General features: G+C 34.0%; 2 protein-coding genes. Both read left to right on the top strand.

The genetic code is table 11. The annotated features are described in order from the left end of the window. The first annotated feature begins 461 nt into the window (after window positions 1-461). Entirely contained in the window at window positions 462-1385 is a 924-nt protein-coding gene (locus BM141_RS22430; protein WP_091549659.1) for a recombinase family protein, read from the top strand. After that, a complete protein-coding gene (locus tag BM141_RS22435; RefSeq protein ID WP_091549660.1) occupies window positions 1378-1620 on the top strand; it encodes a hypothetical protein in 243 nt (80 codons plus the stop codon). The genes BM141_RS22430 and BM141_RS22435 overlap by 8 nt, the downstream gene beginning before the upstream one ends. Window positions 1621-1634 lie beyond the last annotated feature (14 nt).

Raw genomic sequence — 1634 nt, forward strand, 5'->3', positions numbered from 1 at the left:
TTGAAAAAACGCACTTTGTCGCAAAACTTTTAGCAGAAAGTAGTTTGATAGCACAAACCGCATCAAAAATTTATTCTTACAATAACCGCTAACGTACAGGGCTTGGCGAAGGCGGGGGTTTAACAGCACCACACTTCCCACAAGCACAAATGTAAATAAAAAGCACTTCACTACAAATTAGCACTTTCGCCCCCCGCTTTTCGCCAAGCCAATGTTAGTTGCAGTTTTGATAAATGTTACGTTTGTTAAAATGATACTTATGTAATTGTAAATCAATTAGTTATAAGCGTAAAAGTAGAAAAAAAATGTTACAAGATATGTAAAATTACGTTATAACGAAATATTAAGCAATCATTTTAACAAAAAAAGGGGTATAATGGTATATATAATTTCTCACCACTGCCGCACCTTGTAAGCATTGTTTTTCTCACTTCATTTGCACAAATATTTAATAAAAAAAAATGAATACACAAAAGTACGTTGCTTATTATAGAGTAAGCACTAAAAAGCAAGGCAAAAGCGGTTTAGGTTTAGAATCGCAAAAAAGTCAAGTATTGGCGTTTGTTAAAATGAAACAAGGAGAATTAATAGGAGAGTTTACAGATGTGCAAAGTGGCAAATTTGATGAAAGCGTAAGAACTGAATTAAAGAAAGCAATCAATCTTGCGGGCAAAGAAAAAGCGACTTTGATAGTGGCAAAGCAAGATAGATTAGGGAGAGATGTTTCTCATATTAATTCACTTTTGAAAGGTAAGGTGCAATTTATTTCATTAGATAACTTGCAAGGCAGTGGTAATGAGTTGTATGCGTTAATGTTAGGTGTATTTGCACAAGTGGAGCGAAAGGTAATCAATGAAAGAACCAAAAAAGCAATTGAGGTAAGACGGCAAAGGGGGGATTTTAGCGGTGAAAATGTAAACAAACTGCTTGCAAATTTTGGTGGAGAAAATAAAATGAAAGAAGGCAGGGAGAAAGGGCTTGTGAGTATGAAAGAAAGTGCAAAAAAACGCAATGAAAGAGTGGTTACAATGATAGCAGGATTGCTAAAAGAAAATCAATGTATGCCTTACAGCGAAATCGCAAACAAACTCAATGAATTTGGAGAAACATTACCGCTTAGCAAAAAGCCTTATGATGTAAGCAGTGTAGCAAGATTAGTAAATAAATATATCAAAGGCAAGACTAATGAATATGTCAAATTAGATGCCTCCAAAGGCACGACCAAAGAACAAGTAAAGAGAGATTTAAGAGCGTTTTGTAAAGAAATGCACGCCAAAGGGTACAAATACTCATATATTGCTAAGCACCTAAATAACAACAAGATAACAACGGCAAACGGCAATAAATTTTATTCACAAACCATAAAGCGATTGATTAATGAATGAAAAAGAACAGTTAGCAAAGTTAAAAGCGATATTGGCTAAGCATGATTATTTAGGAGGTAATCTTTACTTAACCTCTAATGATGCGTGTTTGCTTTATGTGTGTATATGCTCTCATTTGGTACTAAATAAAAATGAACCAAACATGCAAGCTAAGTTACTTGGTGAAAAGGTGCTTGCTTTTGCAAGGCAATTTGATAGCATGAATACGTTTATTGAAACACTGAATTTTAACTAAAAACATGAAAAAAG

The sequence above is a fragment of the Thermoflexibacter ruber genome (genome assembly GCF_900113045.1).
Classification (GTDB): Bacteria; Bacteroidota; Bacteroidia; order Cytophagales; family Thermoflexibacteraceae; genus Thermoflexibacter; species Thermoflexibacter ruber.